This is a genomic window from Candidatus Methylomirabilota bacterium, assembly GCA_035315345.1.
Lineage (GTDB): Bacteria > Methylomirabilota > Methylomirabilia > Rokubacteriales > CSP1-6 > CAMLFJ01.
Map to the genome: position 1 here is coordinate 1 of DATFYA010000175.1, position 2,041 is coordinate 2,041.

A 2,041-nucleotide genomic window follows, 5' to 3' on the forward strand; every position below is an offset into this window, starting at 1 on the left:
CGTCACCCTCGAGAGCCACACGGCGTATGGGCGGAAGTACTCCATCCGCGCTACCCTTGGTTGGGCCTGCCGGAAGCTCGGCGGACGTCGTGAGCGTCTGGGTCGTTCGGACGGGTGAAGAGGTCCCGAGATTCGTGACAGCTTACCCGGAGGTTGGCGGATGACATATCACATCCTCGACACGGTGGTCCTCACCCGCGACCTCGACATCGAAGGGTTGCGCAAGGGCGATCTCGGCGCCGTAGTGGAGATGTATGCGCCAGACGGGCTGGAGGTCGAGTTCGTGACGGCGTCCGGCAAGACTGCAGCCCTGCTCACGCTAAATGCCCACCACGTCCGGCCGGTGGCCGACGACGATCTGATCTCCGTCAGAACGTGCCGTCGCTCTGCTTGAACAGGACGGATAACAACGCATTTCACCTGACGGCCGGGCTCGCATGCGCTCGCCCGCCCACAGGTGAATGCGAGCGTTCGGCGATCCTAGTTACCCGATGACTCGCCCGGCATCGACGAGTGACGGCGACTGCGAGCTCGTGGCCGGCCGAGATGCGCTGCGGCGGCACGCCTGGCGCGAGGCGCTCGAGCACTTTCGTGCGGCCGATGCCATCGAACCCCTGTCGGCGGAGGACCTCGAGCGGCTGGCCGAGGCGGCGGTTTGGATCGGGCGACTCGATGACGCGATCGCGACCCGCGAGCGCGCCCACGCGGCGTACCTTGAGCGCGGCAATCCGCGTCGGGCCGGATCCGTCGCGCTGGAGCTAGGTGTGACGAAGCAAGAGGTTGTTCACCCAGGCCGACCTGGGGAAAGTAGTGGCTGCCAAGTCATTACTCACCCTGGACAGGAGGCCTGGATGAACGTGCACAAGAATGCCCGACTCACGCCGTATCGTCGAGCGCAACTGGTGGCCCAGGTGGAGCAGGGCACGCCGCTGACCGTCGTCGCCCGGGCGTTGGGGGTGTCGCGGCAGACCGTCGCCAAATGGCGGGACCGCCAGCGCGCGGCGGGGGTCCCGGATGATGGGGCCTGGATGCAAGACCGGTCGAGTCGCCCCCACCGCAGTCCGCGCCAAACCGAGCCCCGCGTGCAGCTGGGCGCCCGCGTGCTCCGCCAGCAGCGCTGGACATGTGCGGAGATCGCCCGGGCGGTAGGGGTGAGTGCGGCCACCATTGCCCGCGGGCTGCGCCGTGTGGGCATGTCGCGACGGCAGCGGCTGGAGCCGCCGCCCATGGGGCGACGGTACGAGCACCCCACCGCGGGCGACCTGCTGCACTTGGACACCAAGAAACTCGGGCGGATCCGCGGCCTGGGCCATCGCATGACCGGCCACCGGACCCACCGCAGCCGGGGCATCGGCTGGGAGTTTCTCCACATCGCCATCGACGACCACTCGCGCGTGGCGTACATGGAGCTGCTCGCCGATGAATGCGGCGTGACGATGAGTGCCTTTCTGCGCCGAGCCCTGCGCTGGTTTCGCACCCGCGGGGTCCGCGTGCGGCGCATCCTGACCGACAATGGCTCGGGCTATATCTCGCGCAGCTTCCGCGCGACCTGTCGGGGCCTCCACGTCGCGCATCACCGGACCCGCCCCTACACCCCGCGGACCAATGGCAAAGCCGAGCGCTTCATCCAAACCGCGTTGCGCGAGTGGGCGTACCGCCGGCCCTACTACACCTCGTTCGATCGCAGCCGCATGCTGCCGGGCTGGCTCGAGCATTACAATGCCGCTCGTCCGCATAGCAGCCTTGGCAGCCGACCACCCCTCAGCCGGCTCCCGGGTGACAACAACCTCATGCTCGTTCACACCTAGGCGGTGATGCGGAGTCGCTCGCCGGGGAAGATGCGGTCGGGCTTCTCCAGGCCGTTCCATTTGACGAGCTCGGTCGCGGAGACGCCGTATTGCTGCGCGATGCGCCAGAGCGTGTCGCCGGACTGGACCACGTGGACGCCGGCTCGCGGCGCCGGAGCGTGCTTGCGGGGGGCCAGGTCCATCCGGACCGCGGCCTGCACCGCGACGGCCGAGCCGAGGGGCACCTTCAGCTC

At 68.5% G+C, this 2,041-nt stretch carries 3 protein-coding genes; 2 read left to right on the plus strand and 1 reads right to left on the minus strand.

The window, feature by feature from the left end:
• The first annotated feature begins 160 nt into the window (after positions 1-160).
• Together VKN16_22515 and VKN16_22520 are read left to right on the plus strand one after the other, a co-directional pair.
• Positions 161-394: a DUF4926 domain-containing protein gene (locus VKN16_22515; GenBank protein ID HME96985.1), complete on the plus strand. Its 234-nt coding sequence runs from the start codon at positions 161-163 to the stop codon at positions 392-394.
• Positions 395-851: 457 nt separating this feature from the next.
• On the plus strand, positions 852-1,808 hold the full coding sequence (locus tag VKN16_22520) for an IS481 family transposase (GenBank protein ID HME96986.1): 957 nt from the start codon (positions 852-854) through the stop codon (positions 1,806-1,808).
• Here the strand turns inward: VKN16_22520 and VKN16_22525 are convergent.
• On the minus strand, positions 1,805-2,041 hold a 237-nt coding region (locus VKN16_22525), incomplete at its 5' end, for a LysM domain-containing protein (GenBank protein HME96987.1). The two genes, VKN16_22520 and VKN16_22525, sit on opposite strands and share 4 nt — an antisense overlap.

What these genes read in the sequence shown, in the direction of transcription:
- VKN16_22515 (HME96985.1), top strand. Translation starts at nt 161, where the DNA reads ATGACATATCACATCCTCGACACGGTGGTCCTCACCCGCGACCTCGAC.
- VKN16_22520 (HME96986.1), top strand. Translation starts at nt 852, where the DNA reads ATGAACGTGCACAAGAATGCCCGACTCACGCCGTATCGTCGAGCGCAA.